Consider the following 21,660-nt stretch of genomic DNA (forward strand, 5'->3'; position numbering starts at 1 on the left):
ATTCAGAATATTAAGACGGGCAGAAATAGAGGTTTAAGAGAAAAAATATAGAATAGTATTAATAATTTGAAAAATAATATAATACTGGGGGTAAGGGAAACATGGAAAAGATAAAAATAAACGGTAACATATTGACTTTACAAGAAGTTATAAAAGTATCTAGGGAGAATTATGAAATAGAATTAGAAGAAGAAGCAAAAGGAAAAATATTAGACTCAAGAAAAATAATTGATGATATTGTAGAAAAAGAAAAGGTTGTATATGGTGTTACTACAGGATTTGGAAAGTTTTCAGAAGTTAGCATAACTCAAGATGATTGTAAAACACTTCAAAGGAATTTGATTATATCACATGCTTGTGGCTTTGGAGAAAGTTTTTCTACAGAAGTAGTAAGAGCTATAATGCTTTTAAGAATAAACGCTCTAGCAAAGGGATATTCAGGTATAAGACTAGAAACATTAAATACACTTATAGATATGCTTAATAAGGGAGTCCATCCTGTAATTCCTGAAAAAGGTTCATTAGGAGCTTCTGGAGACTTAGCACCACTTGCACATATGGTTTTACCAATGTTAGGAGAAGGAGAAGCTGAATATAAGGGAGAAATACTTCCAGGAAAAGTTGCAATGGAGAAAGCAGGTATAGAAACTATTGATTTAGTGGCAAAAGAAGGACTTGCTCTTATTAATGGTACTCCAGTAATGACTGGCGTTGGAGCTATATCTTTATACGATGCAATAAATCTTATAAAAACAGCAGATATAGCATGTGCATTATCAGCAGAGGCATTAAGAGGCATAACAGATGCTTATGATTTAAGGCTACATGTGGTAAGACCACATGCGGGACAAATCAATACTGCAAAAAATCTTTTGAACTTAACAGAAGGAAGTACCTTTGTAACAAGACAGGGGGAAGTAAGAGTTCAAGATGCTTATACTTTAAGATGTGCACCTCAAGTTCATGGAGCTAGTAAAGATGCTGTAAATTACGTAAAAGAAAGAGTTGAAATAGAAATAAATTCTGTTACAGATAATCCTATAGTTACAAGAGAAGGGGATGTAATTTCAGGAGGAAACTTCCATGGACAACCTATGGCATTAAGTTTTGACTTCTTAGGAATAGCTGTATCTGAAATAGCCAATATATCAGAAAGAAGGCTTGAAAGACTTATAAACTATCAATTAAATGATTTACCACCATTCCTTGTAAAACATGGCGGATTAAATTCAGGATTTATGATAACTCAATATGCAGCAGCGGCTCTTGTTTCAGAAAATAAAGTATTAGCTCATCCAGCATCTGTAGATTCAATTCCATCTTCTGCAAATCAAGAGGATCATGTTAGTATGGGAACTATAGCTGCAAGAAAGAGCAGAGAAATATTAAAACATGCTCAAAGAGTACTAGCTACTGAAATTTTAGCAGCTTGCCAAGCTATAGATTTTAGAGAAGGATTTACTTTAGGAAAAGGAACTAAAGAAGCTTATGAATGTGTAAGAAAGCATATAGACTTTATAGAAAACGATATAGTTATGTATAAAGAATTAGATAAATGTACCGAGTTAGTAAGCAGTGGAGAAATTTTAAAAGCAGTAGAGGATAAAGTTGAAGTTTTGTATTAGATTTAAATTAGCCTTTGGCTAAAATATATAAATTATAAGGAGGATTCACATATGGCTAGATTAGTTGAATGTATACCAAATTTTAGTGAGGGTAGAAATAAGGAAGTAGTAGAAAAGATAGTGGATGCTGTAAGAAAGACAGAGGGAGCTAAACTATTAGACTACTCATCAGATGCAAGCCATAATAGAAGTGTTGTAACATTTATTGGAACTCCAGAAGCAGTGGAAAAAGCCATGGTAAATATGGCTGAAAAGGTTTATGAGAACATAGATATGAGAAATCATAAGGGAGAACATCCAAGAATGGGAGCTTTAGATGTAGTGCCTTTTGTACCTATAACTGGAGTGACTATGGAGGAATGTATAGAAATAGCCAATAGGGTTGGAAAAACTATTGGAGAGAAATTTAACATACCTGTGTACCTATATGAAAAGGCAGCTTCAAGTAAAGGAAGAGAAAATTTAGCAACAGTAAGAAAGGGACAGTATGAAGGATTCTTCGAAAAAATAAAAGATGCTAATTGGAAACCGGATTATGGTCCATGTGAAGTAAATGAAAAAGGTGGCTGTGTGGCTATAGGAGCTAGAGTTCCACTTATAGCTTACAATATAAACTTAGATACAGATAATGTTGAAATAGCTGATAAAATAGCTAAGGTTATAAGACATTTAGGTGGAGGACTTAGATATGTTAAGGCACTAGGTGTTAAAATAGAAGACAGAAATATGGCTCAAGTATCAATAAATGTAGTGGACTATCAGAAAACAGCATTATACAGAGTTTTTGAAATGGTAAAAATGGAAGCTAGAAGATATGGTGTTAATGTAATTGGTAGTGAAGTAATTGGCTTAATACCAATGGGAGCTATATTCCAAACAGCAGAATATTATCTACAATTTGAGAATTTCTCAACAGAACAAGTTTTAGAAACTAGAATTTGGGAATAATCTGCAAGCTAGCCGGTGAGGTAGAATTATAGTAAGTTAAAATATTAGACTAAGGCACATTCAAATAAATAACAAGTCAGTATGCTAGTCTATTTTGCGTCAGCAGAACCCGCAGATAGTTCCTACTAGCTACGGAACCTGCTTCCTTGTCTGACATAAAATATACTAGCATCTTTCATTTGTTATTTATTTTCATGTACCTAATTAATCCCCAGTGGATCAGTCGTCAGTAACCTTGTGTTAGGGGATTGGGGACTAGAGGCTGGGAGTTTTTTAGTGGGCTAGTGTGCCAGAGGGCTAGGAAATAGTGGGCTAGAGTGCTAGAGTGCTAGTGTTTGGGGGCTAAATAAAAGGAGGTAGGTAATTTGTATACTATTATAAAAAACATAGATTCTTTAGTTACTTGTGCGGGAAGTTATAGAAAAATTAAGGCTGAAATGAAGGATGCTAAGGTTATAGAAAATGGATATGTAGTTATAGAGAAAGAAAAAATATTAGAAGTAGGACAGGGAGAAGGCTATAGCAAATACTTAAAAGAACAGTGTAATGTTATAGATGGAACGGGAAAAACTGTTACTCCAGGGCTTGTGGATCCACATACTCATGTGGTTTATGCAGGATCTAGAGAAAAAGAACTACCATTAAAATTACAAAAAGTAAGTTATATAGAGATATTAAAAAATGGCGGAGGGATACTAAGTACTGTTAGAGCTACTAGAGAAGCGGCGTTAGAAGAACTCTATGAACAGTCTAAAAGAAGACTGGATTTAATGTTATTACATGGTACTACCACTGTGGAAAGTAAATCAGGATATGCTTTAGATTTTAATGGGGAAATAAAAATGCTTGAAGTAAATAAAAAATTGAACCAAAATCATCCTATGGATGTAGTATCTACTTACTTAGGTGCTCATGCAATTCCTGAGGAATATAAAGAAAATAGAGAAGGATATATTAAGCTAATGAAGGAAGAAATAATTCCTTATGTAGTAGAGAATAATTTGGCAGAATTTATAGATTGCTTCTGCGAAGAGGGAGTTTATACTGTAGAAGAAGCAGAGGATATTTTAACTTATGGACATTCAAAGGGATTGAAAATAAAAATACATGCTGATGAGGTTGAATCTATAGGTGGAGCAGAGCTAGCAGGAAAAATAAAAGCTACTTCTGCTGAACATTTGGTGGCAGCTTCTGATGAGGGAATAAAGGCTTTAGCCCAGAGCGGAGTAGTTGCAGTACTACTACCATGCACCTCCTTCTATCTAATGCTTAAAAATTTTGCAAGGGGAAGAGAAATGATAGAAAAAGGAGTTCCGGTGGCTTTAGCTACAGATTGTAATCCAGGTACTTCTCCTACAGAATCTATGCAGCAGGTTATGACTTTTGCATGCTTTGGCATGGGAATGCTTCCAGCAGAGATAATAAATGCTATGACTATAAATGCAGCTTGTGCTATAAACAAAGAAAAAACCATAGGAAGTATAGAAAAAGGTAAGAATGCTGATATATGTATATTCAATTCTAAAAATTTAGAGTATTTAATTTATCATTTTGGTGTAAATGCTATAGACAAGGTTATAAAAGATGGTAAAATAGTAGTTGAGGATGGTAAAATTTCATATATGTAAAATTTATTTAGGGGGAAGATAGGATATGGAGCTAAAAGATTTTATCGAAGAACTAAGCTCAAATTCGCCAGCACCAGGTGGCGGTAGCATTTCAGCACTATGTGGTAGTTTGGCTAATGGATTGGGCAGTATGGTGTTTAATTTAACAGTAGGTAAAAAAATGTTTAGTAATTATGAAAAACACATTCAAGACACTATAAAAGAATCATTAGAAAAAGTTAGTGTTCGAAAAGAAGAGTTTTTAAAACTTATGGACAAGGATACAGAAGCATTTATGAAGGTAATGGAAGGATTTAAATTGCCTAAGGATACGGAAGAAAATAAAAAAATTAGAAATGAAAAAATACAAGAAGCATACAAAGAGGCTGTTTTGGTACCATTAGAAGTGGCAGAGAAAGCATTAGATACTTATGAACATATATTAATTGCTTGTAAATATGGTAATAAAAATGCTATTACAGATGCTGGAGTAGCATGCCTTTTAGCTAGTACCTCAGTGCAAGGAGCTATATTAAATGTAAGAATTAATTTATCCAGTATAAGTGATGAAGAGTATAGGGAAAAAATAAGTAACAGATGTGATGAAATAATGATGGCTAGTGAAAAAGAGAAGGATGAAATAATGAAAATTGTAAACGGTATAGTTCAATCTTAATATCGGAGGAAAAGTATCATGGAAAAGAAAATAAAAAATAACAAAGGATACAAAAAAGCCATAAGTTTAGAAGGAATAGTGTTTATTGGACTATTTATTTTGTTTTTTTACCTTTTAGGACATAAAATGGGAGTAGTTAATATGTTTAATACTCTTATGAATACAGCTCACGACTTACTTTTAAATACGGTATTTTATATAATGGGGATAGCAGTATTAGCAGGGTCAATTGCAGCTCTTTTATCGGAGTTTGGAGTGGTTTCTATAGTTAATAAGATATTATCACCTCTTATGAAACCAATATATGATTTGCCAGGTGCTGCAACGTTAGGTATTGTAACTACTTATTTATCAGATAATCCAGCTATAATAACATTAGCACAGGATGAAGGATTTAAGAGATACTTTAAAAAATATCAAATTCCAGCCTTAACTAATTTGGGCACAGCCTTTGGAATGGGACTTATAGTTACTACATATATGATAGCCCAAAAATCGCCTATAGGAGAAAGTTTTATAGGACCAGCTTTGATAGGAAATTTAGGAGCATTTGCAGGAAGTATAATAAGTGTAAGGATAATGCTCCATTTTACTAAAAAGCAATATGGACAGGAAGATGTTTCTATAGAAATGAATATTACAGATGGTGTAAATATACTTAATTATAGAGGAATAAGAGAAGGTAGTGTTGGAAAAAGATTTTTAGAAGCTATGCTAGAAGGTGGAAAATCAGGAGTTGAAATGGGTATGGCAGTAATACCAGGAGTGCTTATTATTTGTACCTTTGTACTTATGCTAACCAAGGGACCTTCAGCAGCCGGGTATACTGGAGCTGCATATGAGGGAGTCCCTGTACTTCCATGGATAGGAGACAAGTTGTCGTTTATAATTAATCCATTACTAGGATTTAAAAATTCACAAGCTATAGCTTTTCCAGTTACAGCATTGGGAGCGGTAGGTGCAGCTATAGGTTTAGTACCAGAACTTCTTAAAAACAACTTAATAGGTGGAAATGAAATAGCAGTATTTACAGCTATGGGTATGTGTTGGAGCGGATATTTAAGTACTCATGTAGCTATGATGGATAGCTTAGGTTGTAGAGAAATTACAGGAAAAGCTATATTAAGTCACACCATAGGAGGGCTTTGTGCAGGTACGGTGGCACATTTTCTCTATGTGTTAATATTTTAAGTTAAGAGTTAAGAAGTAAGAAGTAAGAGGTAAGAGGTAAGAGGTAATTAAAAGTTAAAAAGAAGGTTTGCGTTGCAAACCTCCTTTTTAATTTTTTTTGTTATTTTATATTTGAACTTTATTATTTACACTAAATATTAGTTAGTCACTAATTCAACTTTCGCAGTTGAAAAATAAAAATATAAAATTTTAAATTTAAAACCCTTATTAATCTAATATAGAGCTTGAACTTTATGTGCCAAAGTTGAATTACCAATATTGAATGCTGAGTATAAGGTAATGAGTCTTGTATATTGGTGATTAGTATTAAGGATTAGAAATTTGTGATTGACTAGGAAGTTCATCCAAAGATTTAAATGTATAGCCTTTAGCCTTTAAGTCTTCTATTACATCGCCAAGTACTTCTGTATTGGTTTTTGAAACTGCATGTAGAAGATATACAGCTCCTGGGTGAACCCTTTCAACTATAGTTTTTTTAGCTAATTCATGGGAAGGCTGAGAAGCTGGTTCCCAATCTCTATAGGCGAAGCTCCAAAATATAGTTTTGTAACCTAAATCTTTTGTACGTTTTAGAGAAAGTTCACTAAATTTTCCCATAGGTGGTCTAAAATATTTAGGCATATCTTTTCCCGTTAAGTCTTTAAATGCTTTTTCACATTCAAAAAACTCTTTTTTGAACTTTTCTTCATCTTTTATAGAGGCCATAGATGGATGAGTAGTAGAGTGATTGCATACTAAGTGACCTTCTTTTACCATTCTTTTAATAAGTTCCTTATTAGAATTTATATAAGGAGTGGTTACAAAGAAAGCGGCTTTAACATTACATTTCTTAAGTACATCCAGTATTTTTGCAGAATAGCCATTTTCATATCCTTCATCAAAGGTAAGGTATATAACTTTTTGTGAAGTATCTCCTAAATAATAAGCATCATATTTTTGTATTATAGGAGCCCCTTCTTCTATACATCTAGGTGGAATTTCATCCTTTCTAGGCAGGAAGTACCAGTTAAGCTCTTTTAAGCTGAGATTCTTAGAGGAATCTTCTTGAGGTTTATTTTCTTCTGTTTTATTATCTTTTTTAGAAGGATTAGTGGTTTCTACTGAGGTATTGTAATCTTTATCTTTATTATCAGTAGAAGATTTATCCTCTTCATTTTTTTCATTGATATTGTTTTCGGTTATTTTATCTTCTAGAACATTATTAGCTTGTTTGTTAGAAGCATTCTTTGAAGATACATTACCTTTACAACTGCAGAGAGATAAAATTAATGTGGATATGATACAAATAGAAATAAATCTCTTTTTCATATTTTAAATCACCCCTAATATATGATATACTTTTATAAGTTCATTTAAACTAAGTATACATTAAACAATAAATTTATTGAACTTAAAATGTACTTATAGTATTTGATATTATATAGAAAATTATTAATAAAGCTTTTATAAGGAGAAGGAATAGGCATGGAAAATTTGGTAAAGTGTATAGACGAAATATATAAGATAATACTGCAGCCTATAGATATATTATATAAAATACAAGCAGTGGATTACTATAGAAAAAAACTAAAATTAGGCAAAGAAGAAAATTTTGGACATATCTATAGTAGAGCGCTAATTAAAAATAAAATTAGTGGAGTTGTTTATACCCCTAAAGAAATATCTCAGTTTATAATACGAAAAACTATAGATGAAAGTGACATAGTAAATAATCCATTTTTAAAAATATTAGACCCTGCTTGTGGCTCTGGGAATATACTTATACCATGTTTTTTTTATTTAAAGGAAATATATAATAGAAACCTATTGACTATAAATAAAAAACACAATATGAATTTAAAAATTCATACTATAAATGAGCATATTTTAAAATATAATTTATTTGGCTATGATATAGATAAGGAAGCCTTGAAAATACTAACAATAGATATGTTTCATTTAACTAATGTGATAGTAGAGAATATAGATAGTAAGGATTTTTTAATGGATAATGTGGATTTAAAATTTGGAGTTATTTTAGGAAATCCACCATACATAGGAGCAAAGAGTATAGAAAAGAGTTACTCCAAAAGGTTAAAGGAAGAATATAAGGATATATATAAGGATAAGGGGGATATATCCTATTGTTTTTTTAAGAAAGCTTTAGATATATTGGAGATGGAAGGTAAGGTAAGTTTTATAACTTCTAGATATTTTTTGGAGTCTCCTAATGGAGAAGAACTTAGAAAAGTTTTAAGAGAAATGTGTTATATAAGAGGAATAGTGGATTTTTATGGAATAAGGCCTTTTAAGAATGCGGGAGTGGATCCACTTATTATATTTTTACAAAATAAGCAGCTTGCGGACTATGATATAAAAGTTATCAAACCAATTGAAAGTGTTGGAAAAAATAAAAAAAGATTTTATCAATCTCTTTTTTATGGTGAAGATAATTTTTATAAGAAATTTTATTTAAATAAGAATTTACTTAATAACAAAGGGTGGATTTTAAGAGATGACAAAGAAAGAAGAATAATAAGTAAAATAGAAGAAAAAAGTTTTACAAATTTAAATAATATATGTAACAGTTACCAAGGTATTATAACTGGTTGTGATAAAGCTTTCGTAGTGACAAAAGAAGAAATTGAAAGAGAAAACATAGAAATTAATTTGGTAAAACCGTGGATAAAAAGTAGTCATATTAAAAAATTTCAAGTGGAACAAAGTGAAAAGTATTTAATATATTCAGATTTTATACATAAAGAACAGGAGTATCTTAATGCTATAAAACATATAAGTGAATTTAAACATAAGCTTATGAATAGAAGAGAATGTAAAAAGGGAATTAGAAATTGGTATCAATTACAGTGGGGAAGGGTGCCAGAGGTTTTTGAAGGTAAGAAGATAGTTTTTCCGTATAAGTCTAATAAAAATAGATTCTCTTTAGATATTGGTAGTTTTTTTAGTGCTGATATATATTGTTTAACCTTAAAGGAAAATGTTCCTTTTACCTATGAGTATCTACTATTTTTATTGAATAGTAAAGTATATGAGTTTTATTTTAAAACTTTTGCTAAAAAGCTTGGTGAGGATATATATGAATACTATCCTAATAATTTGATGAAATTATGCATACCTACTATGCAAAAGTTTAAAAATGAAGATCAACTATATGATTTTTTTGGATTTACTGAAGAGGAAATAGCAGTAATAAATGAAAATTAAGGTGACAGTCACCTACCGAATTAAGTCGAAAAATGGAATCAGTAATGGTGTGCTAATGAGCACACTATTTTTTATTTAAAAGTTTTTTATAGAAAAAGAAGGAAAATAATCAATAATATAGAATGTAGAATATATACTTTTGTGTAATATTTGTAAAATTGCATTTAAATATACAAGTATGGAGGGGTATAAATGTATTTAAAATTCGATAAGGTGGGAGATACTGTTATAGCTTATATGATGGGCGAGCTGGATCATCATAGTGCTGAAGAAGTTAGAAATAAAGTGGATAATAGAATTGATGTAGAGAAGGCAAATAATTTAATAATGGATTTTTCTGGGGTAACATTTATGGATAGTTCTGGCATAGGAGTGGTCATTGGTAGATACAAAAAACTTAATAGAAATGGTGGAAAAGTGTTTGTAGCGAATGTAACAGGTGCTGTTGAAAGAGTATTTGAATTATCTGGCATGTTTAAAATAATAAATTTGTACAATAGCATAGAAGAAGCGATAAATAATATTTAATTATGGAGGGATTATAATGCAGGATAATATGATGAAAATAGAATTTTTAAGTAGATCAGAAAATGAAAGTTTTGCTAGAGTTGCAGTATCAGCATTTGTATCACAGCTGGATCCTACCATTGAGGAGCTAACGGATATAAAAACAGCTGTTTCAGAAGCTGTTACAAATTCTATAATTCATGGATACGAAAATAGTAAGGAGGGTATAGTTAAAATAGAAGGATTTATAGAAGATAATTCATTTACAGTAATAGTAATGGATGAAGGCAGAGGAATTGAAAATTTAGAGTTAGCTATGCAGCCGCTATATACTTCAAGACCAGATTTGGAAAGGTCCGGTATGGGATTTACTGTTATGGAAACCTTTATGGATTCTTTAGAAGTACATTCTGAAAAAGGAAAAGGTACCAAGGTAATAATGAAAAAAGTTTTCAGATCTTTAAGTTAGGTGAAGCTTATGGAAAATAATAATATAAATAAAAATAAAAAAGATAATATTTATGAGGATAATGATGAGCTTATAAGATTGGCTCAAAAGGGTGATAAAAAAGCTTTAGATGAAGCTGTAGAAAATAACCTGCCTTTGGTATCGGCTGTAACAAAAAGATTTATGAATAGAGGATATGATTATGAAGATATATTTCAAATAGGCTGTATTGGATTAGTTAAAGCTATAAATAATTTTAACTTAGAGTTTAATGTTAAATTTTCTACCTATGCAGTTCCGATGATAATGGGAGAAATAAAAAGGTTTATAAGAGATGATGGAATAATAAAAGTAAGTAGAAATGTAAAAGTATTAGCTCAAAAAATTCATTATGATAGAGAAAAGTTAACTAAAAAATTAGGAAGAGAGCCCACTATACAAGAACTTTCAGATTATTCACAGGTGGATAAAGAGGAAATTTTAGTTGCAATGGAATCTGCTACTAAACCTCAATATTTGTATGATGTAATCCATCAAGATGATGGTTCACCAGTTATGCTTATAGACAAGATAGGAGAAAAAGGTGAAGAGGATAAGGATGTTTTAGATAAGCTGGTACTTAAAGAAGTTTTGGGTGAACTTAGTAAACGTTCTAGGCAGATAATAATTCTTAGGTATTTTAAAGATAGAACTCAAGTAGAAGTTGCTAAAATGCTAGGAATAAGCCAAGTACAAGTTTCTAGAATAGAGAAAAAAGTATTAAAAATATTAAAAGAAAAGTTATCTTAATAAGGTATTATATGTTACCTTATTTTTTTTGGCTTCTAGGCAAGTTTAAAAAAAATAATATTGCAAATAATAGTATTAGTAAAGTTGCATTTTTTTAACTTATACACGGATATATTAAGTGGAAAGAGTAGTAATATTAAAATAATAGTTGTCAATATAATACTCTTATTATCTTCTATATTAAATGGAAATCTAATATTAAAGCAATAATATACAAATAATTAATTTTATATAAGCATTTTGCATAGAAGGGAAGGATAGATATGGGTAAAGTTGAAGAAAATAAGAAAGAAGAAAGTGTTAAAAAGAAATTTCAAGAGTTATCAAAAATTGAAAATCCAAAATCTGATATGTTAATGCATTGTATAAGGGCTTTCGTAATCGGAGGATTGATTTGTGATATAGGGCAATTTTTTTATAATTATTTAGAAAGATTCGGGCTTCCCAAGGAGGAAATAGGAACTTGGGTATCTATAATAATGATATTTATAGGAGCTCTATTAACAGGTATTGGTATTTATGATAAGTTAGGGGAATATGCTGGAGCAGGTACAGTAGTTCCTATAACAGGATTTTCTAATTCAATAGTTTCTCCTGCTATGGAGTTTAAAAAAGAGGGCTTTGTATTTGGGGTAGCCGCTAAAATGTTCACCATAGCGGGGCCAGTATTGGTATATGGCATAGGTTCTTCTGTAATTGTAGGAATTATATATTATTTTATAAATTATTTTAAGTAGGTGGGTGTTTTTATATGAATAAGAGAGTTGGAATTCAAACAGTAAGGTTAGAGAATAAACCTAAAATTATATCTACAGCAAGTATAGTAGGTCCTAAGGAAGGAGAAGGACCTTTAAGAGAATATTTTGATACAATTCTTCAAGATGATTCAAATGGAGAGGATAGTTATGAAAAAGCGGAAAAAAGTTTACTTTATAGTGCTATAACTGCAGCTATAAAAAAAGCTAATTTAAAAGAAGCGGATATAAACTACTTATTTTCGGGAGATTTATTGAATCAAATAATTTCATCTAATTATGCGGCTAGAGATATGGATATACCTTTTATAGGCCTATATGGAGCTTGCTCCACTATGACTGAGTCATTAGGGCTGGCATCTATGATTATAGATGGTGGATTTGCTAACTATGCTGTTGCATCAACCTCATCACACTTTTCATCTGCAGAAAGGCAATTTAGAGCTCCATTGGAAATGGGTTCCCAAAGGCCCCCTTCTGCTCAGTGGACTGTGACTGGATCAGGGGCTATGGTCCTGGGAACAGAGGGAAATTTTCCTTATGTAACCTATGTAACTAATGGAAAGGTTAAGGATTATGGTATAAAGGATGCTAACAATATGGGTGCTGCCATGGCACCAGCAGCAGTGGACACCATTAAGCAGCATTTTAAGGATACTGGTAGAACAGCAGATGATTATGATATAATTGCTACAGGAGATTTGGGAAAAATAGGTAAGAAAATAACCGGTGAACTAATTAAAGATTATGGTTATGATATTGATAAAATTTATATAGATTGTGGAGATGAAATATATAATTCTGAAAAGCAAGGAGTTAATGCAGGAGGCAGTGGATGTGGATGTTCTGCAGTGGTAGCCTGCGGATACATATATAAAAATTTATTAAGCGGCAACATTAAAAGAGCATTATTAATTTCCACAGGGGCACTTATGAGCCCTACGGCATCTTTTCAAGGTGAAAGTATACCAGGTATAGCTCATGCAGTAGCTATAGAATTTGGAGGTACAAAAAATGAATGATTATATAAGTGCTTTTTTAGTTGGAGGGACTATTTGTTTAATAGCTCAAATTCTAATGGATAAAACTAAGCTTACACCTGCAAGAATATTAGTTAGTTTTGTAACTGTAGGTGTTATATTAGGAGCTTTGAACATATATGATTATGTAATGGAGATTGGAAAGGAAGGTGCAGCAATTCCCTTGCCTGGATTTGGATACAATTTGGCTAAAAGCACCATAAAGGAAGTTAATAAAGTAGGACTTTTAGGAGCATTTACTGGTGGTATAAAGGGAAGTGCAGGAGGCATAAGTGCTGCAATAGTCTTTGGATATATAATGTCTTTAATATTTAACCCTAAGACTAAAAAATAAGGTAGTGGTAAATATATTATGTATAGTTACAATAACAATAATACAATAACAAAGTAAACTTTAAATTAAAGAAAAGAATAAAGTTAATAAAAATATGAACTAAAAAAATGTAGTAAAAAGCACAGGAGTAGTTTTTTGATTTCTCCTGTGCTTAGATTTTAAATTATATTATCCATTTTAAACAATTGTCTTAATTAGGGTTATCTACTGGCTTATTCATCATGGCCGCCATCACCACTGGGATTAGGAGGTGGTGTTGTATCTTGCCCAGGTGTGCTTGGTTTGTCAGTACTATTTTCATTTTTGTTTTTATCTTTATTTTTGTCTTTATCTTTATCTTTATTTTTATCCTTGTCTTTATCTTTGTCTTTGTTTGTATCTTCTTCAGGCTTTTTAATTTCTGCCTTATGAACATCACAGAATTCTGTAGGAGCTGTTCCATTTAAGAATAATTCAGTGAATGTTTTCCCTTCTTTTAAACAATACGGTCCAACTATTTTTCCAGATGCCGAGCAAACTGTAACTTCTTGGACTCCAGAAGGCTTTTGTATATTTTTAAAAGGTAAGTCATTATGAGCATACTTCATGATTCTTCCCCACAATAGTGCGGCATCATTACTGTTTAGATTTCTACCTAATCTTAAGTCGTTAATAACAGTATTTTTATCATCACCTATCCATACAGCTGAAGAATAGTATGGAGTAAGACCAGCGAACCAAAGGTCTTTGGCAGCAGTGGTAGTACCAGTTTTACCACGAGCCATAGCACCGAAATTTGCCTTAGTACCCCAAGTTGTTAATGGCTCTTTTAATAAATCATACATTATATAAGCAGTAGCAGGTGAAATTACTTTTTTAGTTTGAGCCTTATTTTCTAAAAGTACTTTTCCATTTCTATCGACTACTTTTCTATAGGTTTTAGGTTCTGTATATAATCCATCATTTCCAAAAACACCGTAAGCAGCGGCCATAACCATAGGAGTAGTTCCTTCTATTTCACCTAGTGACAAGGCAGCAATACTACTCTTATCTCTAGCGGTTAAATTTAAACCAAATTTTTCAGCGTAACTAGCTCCAGTTTTTAAACCTATAACATCTTCTACTTGAGCAGCTATAGTGTTTTTAGAATACTTTAATCCGGTTCTAAGAGAAATAGGACCAGAATATGAGTTAGGTGAGTTTTTAGGATCCCAATTTTGGTATTTATCTTTAAACTCTTTTGGTAAATGATTATCATTTAAAACTGATGCACCTGTAAGTAATTTTGTATCTATAGCAGGGGCATAAACAGAAATTGGTTTTATACTAGAACCACAAGGGTTAAGCTGGGAAGTAGCTCTATTTGTAGACATAGCTGGTTGCTCACCTTTTCCTCCTACTATAGCCTTTACTTCACCTTTATGATAATCCATTAATACGGCAGCAGCTTGAAGCTGTGAAATATTATTTTTAGTAATAGATCTTATATTAAGTAGTTTATTCATATCATTTATTACATTTTGGGTGTTATCTTGTAAATTCTTATCCATAGTGGTATATATTTTAAGGCCACCTTGCATAAGTAATTTATTTACTTCATTATCAGTGTATCCGTGAGTTGACTTCAAATCATTTTTAACTTGTTTTATAACTTCTCTAGAAAACCATTCATATTGCATCTTATGAGAATTATTAGAAGGATTAAATTTTAAATTTCCTTTATCAATATCTTTTATTGCTGTAGTATATTGTTCATTATTTATCTTACCATTTTCATGCATTTTACTTAAAACAGTTTTTGTTCTGTTTAGGTAAATTGAAGGGTTCTTTTTTGATGTAGGTGAAAAAGCATCATAAATTGAAGGGCTTTGAGTAACCCCAGCTATATAAGCTGATTCTATTAAATTTAGGTCTTTAACATTTTTGCTAAAGTATTGTTCTGATGCAGCACCTACGCCTCTAGCACCTCTTCCTAGATAAATAGTATTTAGATAAGCTTCTAAAATTCTATCTTTTGATATTGAATTTTCTAGTTGCATAGCCAAGTAGATTTCTTGAACTTTTCTTTTTAGTTTTACTTCTGGTGTTAACATAGAGTTTTTTATAAGCTGTTGAGTTATAGTAGAAGCACCTTGTAAGTTTTTATTGCCTGTAAGTTTGTTTTTAATGTTAGATAATACGGCACCCATTATTCTTTTAGGGTCGATACCCTTGTGTTCATAAAATCTCTCGTCCTCTATACTTATGAAAGCATTTTTTAAGTTTAACGGAATTTCGTTAATTTTAACGGGAGAGCTTTTTTCTTCAGTAAGTATATTATCCATAAATTTATCTTTGTCATCATATAATTTTGATGTTTCACTTAAAGCAAATATTTGGTTTACATCTAATGAAGGTGTTGTTTTAACCATAGCTAATAGTATTCCACCAAAGGCTACTGAAGCCAATAAAATTAATAACAAAATAGATAATAACACCAATTTAAATACTCTTCTGCCCTTTTTCTTAGCAGATTTCTTCTTCTTGGTCATAAAATATCCTCCTTGAGAATCAAAATTTAAGTATTATTCATTAGTTTATTATATCACAACATTTTATTTTATAAAATCTAAAAAAGTATATATAATTTTTAAATAATTTTTAAATAAAAGTCTAAAACGCCTATATAATTCTTAATTATATATATTAATCATATATATTAAATATAGCTTATTAAAGGAGGAAAAATAAAATAAAAGCAAAGACAAAATTTAAAGTTTTATTTGGAATGTTTATTATAATTACTTTTTTTATTATCTTTATATATGCATTTGATAAAATTGTAATGCCTACTGTATTAGTAGTTGCAGATTCTGAGATGAAAGCTAAAGCTACTGAAATTATAAATAGTTCCATAATACAGGAGTATTCTAAAGATTTTAATTATGATGAAGTTGTTAAAGTTCATAAGGATAATGATGGAAATATTGTTATGATGAAAGCTGATACATTAAAAATGAATAAAATAGCATGTAGTGTGGCTTTGGATTCACAAAGAAAATTAAAAGATTTAGGATATGTGGGTATTAAAATTCCTGTTGGTTACATAAGCAAAAATAATATAATTTCTTATTTTGGTCCTAGCATAACTGTTAAAATGCAACCTATAGGGCACATAGAAACTAAATATCTATCAAAATTTGAAAGTGCTGGTATAAATCAAACTAGTCATAAAATATACGTGCAGGTAAAGACAAAGGTTAGAGTAATAATACCACTTAAAAGTAGTGAAATAGAGGTAAAACATGAGGTGCCTATAGCAGAAACTATAATAGTGGGTAAAGTACCAGGAACTGCTATACAAATGGACTTAGGGGATGCAGGATTTAAGATGGAAAACTAAAAAATAAAAATTACTAGCTTTTAGTAAATAATCACTAATGCCCAATCGCTAAATGATAAACAGTAAGTTATTTATCACATTACTTATTATTTATTAACTAGGGTATAGGCATTAGTGAATAGATATAGTTCTAGTTTTCCCAGTTAAATACATAAGGAATATTTCTGTAATAATCTCCATAATTAAGACCGTAGCCAACAACGAATACATCTGGTATTTGGAAACAACAGTAGTCAGGCTCTATATCTACTTTTCTTCTTTCTGGTTTATCTAAAAGTACACAGCATTTAACATTCTTAGCGCCTAATTCTTTTACATGTTTCATTACAAAATCCATAGTTATTCCAGAATCAACGATATCATCTACTACAAGTACATTGAAGTCTTTTATGTTATCAGGAATATCATTTACCACTTTAACATTTCCACTAGTTTCTTCTCCATGACCATAACTAGAAGTAGTCATGAAACCTATTATAGTAGGTAAATCTATATTACGAACTAGATCAGCTGTAAATATAAAACTACCTCTTAATAAAGATAGAACATAAACTTTTTCACCAGAGTAGTCTTTAGAAATTTGTTCTCCTACTTCTTTGATTCTTTCTCTTATTTGTTCTTCGGATATTATTATATTTCTTTTTTTATTATCCATACTTTCCACAAGGATACCTCCTAACTTCATAATACACATATTTATAATTTATAAAATTTATAATGATTGAAATTTTAAAAGTATATTATTTATATTAACAATATTTTTTGATTTTTTCAATTCATTTAATTTTATTGAATGAATAATGTATGTTAAGAAAAAATATCCTTAAAATACATTATAAACAATATTTACAAAATATATACATAAATATATAATATAACTGAAAGGATATAATAGGAGGTAACATAATGGAAGATAAAAGAACAGCAGAATTTGTATTAGGACTAATAGGAGGTATTTTTGGTATCATAGGTGGTATTATGGCTATGGGTATAGGAGGACTTGGAGCTGCTTTTGGCGCAGAAGGTGCTACTACCGTAGGAAATCTTGGTGTAGCAGCTATAATTTTGTCAATCCTAGGGATAATAGGAGCTGCTATAGTAAGAGGAAAAACAAAGCTTTCTGGAATTTTTATGGTTATAGCTGCAGTAGGTGGGGTAATTTGTATTTCAGCGTTTTATATATTACCAGGAATATTACTTATAATAGCTGGTTTAATGGCGTTATTAAGAAAGCCAAAGAATACAACCGCTTCAATGTAGAAAAATTTAATTTAAGCTACCTATAAAATAAAAAATAGTCTCAACATGAGGCTATTTTTTATTTTATAGTATATTTATAATGTAATTTACAATAGAGCTTCAATGGTATAAAATTATATAAAATACCAACCCAATATAATATTTGGTTCACATTTTTATAAAAAATTAAATAATAATACTATAAATGAGAAAACTTATAATAGAATATTTGTTGGATAAGGAACACTGGACATTAGAGATTTACAAAAATAGAATTGATTATGGAGTTGAGAGCATGATAACAGGAAATATTGAAGGAATAAGGAATACAATATTAGATAAGTTAGAAGAAATATATGAAATAAACACGGATAAAAACTATACTTTAAATCTTCAAGTGATAGATATATTGTGTGCTATAACTGAAATAATTAACAGAGAAATTAGTGTTGCTATAGATAGAAGAGGTAATGTTATAAACGTATCTATAGGAGATAATTCTACGGTAGAAATAGCTGCTGTGGATGTAAAAGAGAAAAAATTAAGTGGAGTAGCTGTAATACATACTCACCCTAAGGGAAATTCAAGATTATCTATATTAGATATATCGGCTTTGGGTAGGCAGAAACTAGATTATATAGCAGCTTTAGGGGTAGAAGATGGAAGGTGTAAAGAAATAACTTTTGGGTTTTGCATTGTAGAAGAACAGCAATTGAAGGCTAAAGTAATAGGTCCACTTACTCTAGAGAAAGCTTTAAATTTAGATATAAGGAGAGAAATTTTCCAAAGTGAGGAGTCTATAGGGGAATATGAAAATGTACAGGATGATTCTGAAAGAGCATTGTTAGTGGGAATTGACAGTAAGGAGAGTATAGAGGAATTAGAGGAACTAGCAAAAGCTTGTAATGTTAAAACTATGGATAAAATTTTTCAAAATAAAGAGAAGGTAGATACTGCTTTTTATGTAGGAAGGGGAAAAATAGATGAAATATCTTATCTGGTTCAATTACATAAAGCTAATGTAGTTATATTTGATGATGAACTTTCTGCATCTCAAATAAGAAATATAGAAGATGCACTGGGAGTTAAAGTAATAGATAGAACTACTTTGATACTAGAAATATTTGCTAGAAGAGCTAGGACTAAAGAGGCTAAAATACAAGTGGAATTGGCTCAGCTTAAGTACAGACTTCCAAGGCTTATAGGCATGGGAGGAGTTTTATCTAGAACTGGTGGCGGAATAGGAACTAGGGGCCCTGGAGAGAAGAAATTAGAGACAGATAAAAGGCACATAAGGGAAAGAATATATGACTTAAAAAGAGAACTTGTAAAAATAAAGGATACGAGAAAAACTCAAAGAGAAAAGAGAGAAAAAGAAAATATACCTAAGGTGGCTTTGGTGGGATATACCAATGCGGGGAAATCCACACTTAGAAATAAAGTATGTGAAATTTATGCACCAAATGAGAGTATGGCAAAGGAAAATGTATTTGAAGCTAATATGCTTTTTGCTACTTTAGACACTACAATAAGAGCTATAGAATTAAAAGATTCTAGAATAGTAACTTTTACAGATACAGTAGGCTTCATAAGTAAACTTCCGCATGATTTAGTAGAGGCATTTAAATCTACATTAGAAGAGGTTATTTATTCAGATTTACTTCTTCATGTGGTGGATAGTTCATCTTCTAATGCTATAGAACAGATAAATGTAGTAAACCAGGTGCTTAGAGAATTAAAGGTTCAAGATAAGTCTATTATATTAGTGCTTAATAAAATTGATATGGCAAATAGAGAAAATGTAGAAAAGATAAAAGAAAAATTTATTGGGGAAAACTTTATAGAAATAAGCGCTAAAGAAGGTAGAAATATAGATGAACTTATGGATAAAATACAGCAGTATCTTCCTAATAATATGGAGCAAGGAAATTTTTTGATTCCTTATGATAAACAGAATATAGTAGCTTATATTCATCAAAATGGAAAGATAAATGTGGAAGAGTACAAAGAAGAGGGGACTTATATAGAAGCTATAGTAGATAAAAAAACCTATAATAAATATAGAGACTTTTTAATATAAAATTATGGATGGATTGTTTTAAAGCATAAGAGTAAAGGGGCCCTTTGCTCTTATTCATCATAATTAGAATTTTTATAATATACAAAAATAGGGTGAGAATTTAAAAATAAAGGGAAGGGGATAAGGAAAATGAATATATTAATAAAAAATGCCTTTATAGTTACTATGGATGAGAAAAGAGAAATAATAGAAAAGGGTTATGTGTTTATAGAGGGAGAATATATTAAAGCTGTTGGAGCAGGAGAATATAAGGGTGAATTTGAAAATAGTCACAACACTAAAGTAATAAATGGAGAAAATTACTGCGTGATGCCGGGTCTTGTAAATGCTCATACTCATGCAGCTATGACATTATTAAGAGGTTATGGAGAAGGACTCCCTCTTATGCAGTGGCTAAATCACAAGATATGGCCTATGGAAGCTAAATTTAAGGAGGAACACATAAAAGTTGGTACTCAGCTAGCTTGTATTGAAATGTTAAGAAGTGGTACTACTACTTTTAATGACATGTATTTCATGCAAGAACAAGTATTAGAAGTAGTAAAAGATATGAACATGAGAGCAGTATTAGGACTTCCTATAATTGGGGAAGCATGGGAAAATCAATTAAACACATCATTGGAGATAATGCAAAAGATAGATAAGGAAGAAAATGTGAGTTTCAAAATGATGTTTGCACCTCATTCACCATATACATTGTCCTATGATGCTTTAAAGAGCATAGGACAAATGGCAAAAGAAAAAGATAAAGGTATACACATTCATGTATCAGAAACTGAAGATGAAGTTAATATAATTAGAGAAAAATATAATAAAACTACTTGTGAACTATTAGATGAAGTGGGTATTTTGCAAAGTCCTGTGGTGGCAGCTCATTGTGTACATTTAACAAAAGATGATATGGATATCTTACAAAAGGCAGGGGTAAGTCCAGTATATAATCCTCAAAGCAATATGAAGTTAGCTAGTGGAACAGCGCCAGTGGGAGAAATGCTTAAAATGGAAATAAATGTGTGCTTGGGCACAGATGGAACCTCTAGTAATAATAATTTAAATATGTTTGAGGAGATGGAAACAGCTGCATTTTTACAAAAGCTCAAATACAATGATGCAACTAAACTAAGTTCTAAAACTGTTCTAAAGATGGCAACATATAATGGAGCTAAAGCTTTAGGATTTAAGGATTTAGGTATGATAAAGGAAGGATTTAAATGTGATCTCATAATGTTAGATTTAAATAGACCTAACATGGTTCCAATTTATGATATGCATTCTAATTTAGTATTTTCAGCTAATGGAAGTGAAGTACAATATGTAATAGTAAATGGAAATATACTTATGGAAAAAGGTGAATTTTTAAATATAGATGAAGAAAAAATCATATATGAAAGTAATAAATTGTGCAAAAAACTTATATATTAGTAGTACGAATACTTAATCCAAAAATGCGAATACTTAACAAAGAATATATTAATTAACTCAACTTTTGTATTTATAAAATTATAATTTAGAATGTAAAATAGGAATTTGTAGAGTAGGTAAGAGGTAAAAAGTAAGAAGTAAGAAGTAAGAGTGAAAAGGTAAGAACTAATAGGTAAAAAGTAAGAAGTAAAAGGTAAGAGTTTCTTTAAAAAATTCAGCAAAGCTGAATTTTCACTACAACTATTACTTATTACCTGTTACTTACAAATTAATTATAAAAAACTCCTTGAGTTTTATCCTTAACTCTTACTTCTTAGCTCTTACCTATTACCTACTACTTACCTGCAAATTTCAAATTATAGTTAGTTTCTAAAAGAGCTTTATTCCTCATTTTAAATTTTATATTTTTATTTTATAACTGCGAAAGTTGAATA

General features: G+C 30.7%; 19 protein-coding genes. 16 read left to right on the forward strand and 3 right to left on the reverse strand.

What is annotated here, in order from left to right:
- The first annotated feature begins 101 nt into the window (after window positions 1-101).
- From hutH to C1715_RS08280, 5 genes are all read left to right on the forward strand, one after another.
- Window positions 102-1,625 carry a histidine ammonia-lyase gene (gene hutH / locus C1715_RS08260; protein ID WP_102400040.1) on the forward strand — a complete coding sequence of 508 codons (1,524 nt, stop codon included), beginning with the start codon at window positions 102-104 and terminating at the stop codon, window positions 1,623-1,625.
- A gap of 51 nt (window positions 1,626-1,676) precedes the next feature.
- Window positions 1,677-2,573, forward strand: a complete 897-nt coding sequence (gene ftcD, locus C1715_RS08265; protein WP_102400041.1) for a glutamate formimidoyltransferase — start codon at window positions 1,677-1,679, stop codon at window positions 2,571-2,573.
- A 365-nt stretch (window positions 2,574-2,938) separates the two neighbouring features.
- On the forward strand, window positions 2,939-4,201 hold the full coding sequence (hutI, locus tag C1715_RS08270; RefSeq protein WP_102400042.1) for an imidazolonepropionase: 1,263 nt from the start codon (window positions 2,939-2,941) through the stop codon (window positions 4,199-4,201).
- Window positions 4,202-4,226: 25 nt separating this feature from the next.
- Complete coding sequence (locus tag C1715_RS08275; protein WP_102400043.1) at window positions 4,227-4,856, forward strand: cyclodeaminase/cyclohydrolase family protein; 630 nt, start codon at window positions 4,227-4,229, stop codon at window positions 4,854-4,856.
- 18 nt (window positions 4,857-4,874) lie between these two features.
- Window positions 4,875-6,047 (forward strand): CD0519/CD1768 family membrane protein, encoded by a 1,173-nt coding sequence (locus tag C1715_RS08280; RefSeq protein ID WP_180964032.1) that lies wholly within the window; start codon window positions 4,875-4,877, stop codon window positions 6,045-6,047.
- A 306-nt stretch (window positions 6,048-6,353) separates the two neighbouring features.
- Here the strand turns inward: C1715_RS08280 and pdaA are convergent, their stop codons facing one another.
- The gene (gene pdaA, locus C1715_RS08285) at window positions 6,354-7,355 is read right to left on the reverse strand and encodes a delta-lactam-biosynthetic de-N-acetylase (RefSeq protein WP_102400044.1); all 1,002 of its coding nucleotides are present in this window, start codon (window positions 7,353-7,355) and stop codon (window positions 6,354-6,356) included.
- 156 nt (window positions 7,356-7,511) lie between these two features.
- On the opposite strand from pdaA, the gene C1715_RS08290 reads away from it, so the two are divergent.
- The 7 genes from C1715_RS08290 to spoVAE all read left to right on the forward strand — a co-directional run bounded on the left by C1715_RS08290 (window position 7,512) and on the right by spoVAE (window position 13,124).
- Entirely contained in the window at window positions 7,512-9,251 is a 1,740-nt protein-coding gene (locus tag C1715_RS08290) for an Eco57I restriction-modification methylase domain-containing protein (protein ID WP_102400045.1), read from the forward strand.
- A 192-nt stretch (window positions 9,252-9,443) separates the two neighbouring features.
- A complete protein-coding gene (spoIIAA, locus tag C1715_RS08295) occupies window positions 9,444-9,779 on the forward strand; it encodes an anti-sigma F factor antagonist (RefSeq protein WP_102400046.1) in 336 nt (111 codons plus the stop codon).
- A gap of 16 nt (window positions 9,780-9,795) precedes the next feature.
- Window positions 9,796-10,227: an anti-sigma F factor gene (gene spoIIAB / locus C1715_RS08300; RefSeq protein WP_102400047.1), complete on the forward strand. Its 432-nt coding sequence runs from the start codon at window positions 9,796-9,798 to the stop codon at window positions 10,225-10,227.
- Between the two features lie 9 nt (window positions 10,228-10,236).
- A complete protein-coding gene (sigF, locus tag C1715_RS08305) occupies window positions 10,237-10,995 on the forward strand; it encodes an RNA polymerase sporulation sigma factor SigF (protein WP_102400048.1) in 759 nt (252 codons plus the stop codon).
- A 263-nt stretch (window positions 10,996-11,258) separates the two neighbouring features.
- Window positions 11,259-11,732, forward strand: a complete 474-nt coding sequence (gene spoVAC / locus C1715_RS08310) for a stage V sporulation protein AC (RefSeq protein WP_102400049.1) — start codon at window positions 11,259-11,261, stop codon at window positions 11,730-11,732.
- A gap of 14 nt (window positions 11,733-11,746) precedes the next feature.
- Window positions 11,747-12,772 carry a stage V sporulation protein AD gene (gene spoVAD, locus C1715_RS08315; RefSeq protein WP_102400050.1) on the forward strand — a complete coding sequence of 342 codons (1,026 nt, stop codon included), beginning with the start codon at window positions 11,747-11,749 and terminating at the stop codon, window positions 12,770-12,772.
- Window positions 12,765-13,124 carry a stage V sporulation protein AE gene (spoVAE, locus tag C1715_RS08320; protein ID WP_102400051.1) on the forward strand — a complete coding sequence of 120 codons (360 nt, stop codon included), beginning with the start codon at window positions 12,765-12,767 and terminating at the stop codon, window positions 13,122-13,124. The genes spoVAD and spoVAE overlap by 8 nt, the downstream gene beginning before the upstream one ends.
- A gap of 212 nt (window positions 13,125-13,336) precedes the next feature.
- Here spoVAE and C1715_RS08325 read toward each other — a convergent pair whose 3' ends face one another.
- Window positions 13,337-15,634, reverse strand: a complete 2,298-nt coding sequence (locus C1715_RS08325) for a transglycosylase domain-containing protein (RefSeq protein WP_102400052.1) — start codon at window positions 15,632-15,634, stop codon at window positions 13,337-13,339.
- A 200-nt stretch (window positions 15,635-15,834) separates the two neighbouring features.
- Here C1715_RS08325 and yunB point away from each other — a divergent pair, with 200 nt between their 5' ends.
- Window positions 15,835-16,485, forward strand: a complete 651-nt coding sequence (yunB, locus tag C1715_RS08330; RefSeq protein ID WP_102400053.1) for a sporulation protein YunB — start codon at window positions 15,835-15,837, stop codon at window positions 16,483-16,485.
- Between the two features lie 130 nt (window positions 16,486-16,615).
- On the opposite strand, the gene hpt is transcribed toward yunB, so the two are convergent.
- The gene (gene hpt / locus C1715_RS08335; RefSeq protein WP_102401909.1) at window positions 16,616-17,140 is read right to left on the reverse strand and encodes a hypoxanthine phosphoribosyltransferase; all 525 of its coding nucleotides are present in this window, start codon (window positions 17,138-17,140) and stop codon (window positions 16,616-16,618) included.
- A gap of 251 nt (window positions 17,141-17,391) precedes the next feature.
- Between hpt and C1715_RS08340 the strand changes: the two genes are divergently transcribed.
- The 3 genes from C1715_RS08340 (at window position 17,392) to C1715_RS08350 (ending at window position 21,226) form a co-directional block, all read left to right on the forward strand.
- Complete coding sequence (locus C1715_RS08340) at window positions 17,392-17,745, forward strand: DUF4064 domain-containing protein (protein ID WP_102400054.1); 354 nt, start codon at window positions 17,392-17,394, stop codon at window positions 17,743-17,745.
- A gap of 274 nt (window positions 17,746-18,019) precedes the next feature.
- The gene (gene hflX, locus C1715_RS08345; RefSeq protein ID WP_102400055.1) at window positions 18,020-19,804 is read left to right on the forward strand and encodes a GTPase HflX; all 1,785 of its coding nucleotides are present in this window, start codon (window positions 18,020-18,022) and stop codon (window positions 19,802-19,804) included.
- A 129-nt stretch (window positions 19,805-19,933) separates the two neighbouring features.
- Window positions 19,934-21,226 carry an amidohydrolase gene (locus C1715_RS08350; RefSeq protein WP_102400056.1) on the forward strand — a complete coding sequence of 431 codons (1,293 nt, stop codon included), beginning with the start codon at window positions 19,934-19,936 and terminating at the stop codon, window positions 21,224-21,226.
- Window positions 21,227-21,660 lie beyond the last annotated feature (434 nt).

This window comes from Haloimpatiens massiliensis (assembly GCF_900184255.1).
Classification (GTDB): domain Bacteria; phylum Bacillota; class Clostridia; order Clostridiales; family Clostridiaceae; genus Haloimpatiens; species Haloimpatiens massiliensis.

Bases quoted from the DNA above. Each gene is read 5' to 3' on its own strand.
- hutH (WP_102400040.1), top strand. From the start codon at position 102: ATGGAAAAGATAAAAATAAACGGTAACATATTGACTTTACAAGAAGTT.
- ftcD (WP_102400041.1), top strand. From the start codon at position 1,677: ATGGCTAGATTAGTTGAATGTATACCAAATTTTAGTGAGGGTAGAAAT.
- C1715_RS08275 (WP_102400043.1), top strand. From the start codon at position 4,227: ATGGAGCTAAAAGATTTTATCGAAGAACTAAGCTCAAATTCGCCAGCA.
- C1715_RS08280 (WP_180964032.1), top strand. From the start codon at position 4,875: ATGGAAAAGAAAATAAAAAATAACAAAGGATACAAAAAAGCCATAAGT.
- pdaA (WP_102400044.1), bottom strand. From the start codon at position 7,355: ATGAAAAAGAGATTTATTTCTATTTGTATCATATCCACATTAATTTTA.
- C1715_RS08290 (WP_102400045.1), top strand. From the start codon at position 7,512: ATGGAAAATTTGGTAAAGTGTATAGACGAAATATATAAGATAATACTG.
- spoIIAA (WP_102400046.1), top strand. From the start codon at position 9,444: ATGTATTTAAAATTCGATAAGGTGGGAGATACTGTTATAGCTTATATG.
- spoIIAB (WP_102400047.1), top strand. From the start codon at position 9,796: ATGCAGGATAATATGATGAAAATAGAATTTTTAAGTAGATCAGAAAAT.
- sigF (WP_102400048.1), top strand. From the start codon at position 10,237: ATGGAAAATAATAATATAAATAAAAATAAAAAAGATAATATTTATGAG.
- spoVAC (WP_102400049.1), top strand. From the start codon at position 11,259: ATGGGTAAAGTTGAAGAAAATAAGAAAGAAGAAAGTGTTAAAAAGAAA.
- spoVAD (WP_102400050.1), top strand. From the start codon at position 11,747: ATGAATAAGAGAGTTGGAATTCAAACAGTAAGGTTAGAGAATAAACCT.
- spoVAE (WP_102400051.1), top strand. From the start codon at position 12,765: ATGAATGATTATATAAGTGCTTTTTTAGTTGGAGGGACTATTTGTTTA.
- C1715_RS08325 (WP_102400052.1), bottom strand. From the start codon at position 15,634: ATGACCAAGAAGAAGAAATCTGCTAAGAAAAAGGGCAGAAGAGTATTT.
- hpt (WP_102401909.1), bottom strand. From the start codon at position 17,140: ATGGATAATAAAAAAAGAAATATAATAATATCCGAAGAACAAATAAGA.
- C1715_RS08340 (WP_102400054.1), top strand. From the start codon at position 17,392: ATGGAAGATAAAAGAACAGCAGAATTTGTATTAGGACTAATAGGAGGT.
- hflX (WP_102400055.1), top strand. From the start codon at position 18,020: ATGATAACAGGAAATATTGAAGGAATAAGGAATACAATATTAGATAAG.
- C1715_RS08350 (WP_102400056.1), top strand. From the start codon at position 19,934: ATGAATATATTAATAAAAAATGCCTTTATAGTTACTATGGATGAGAAA.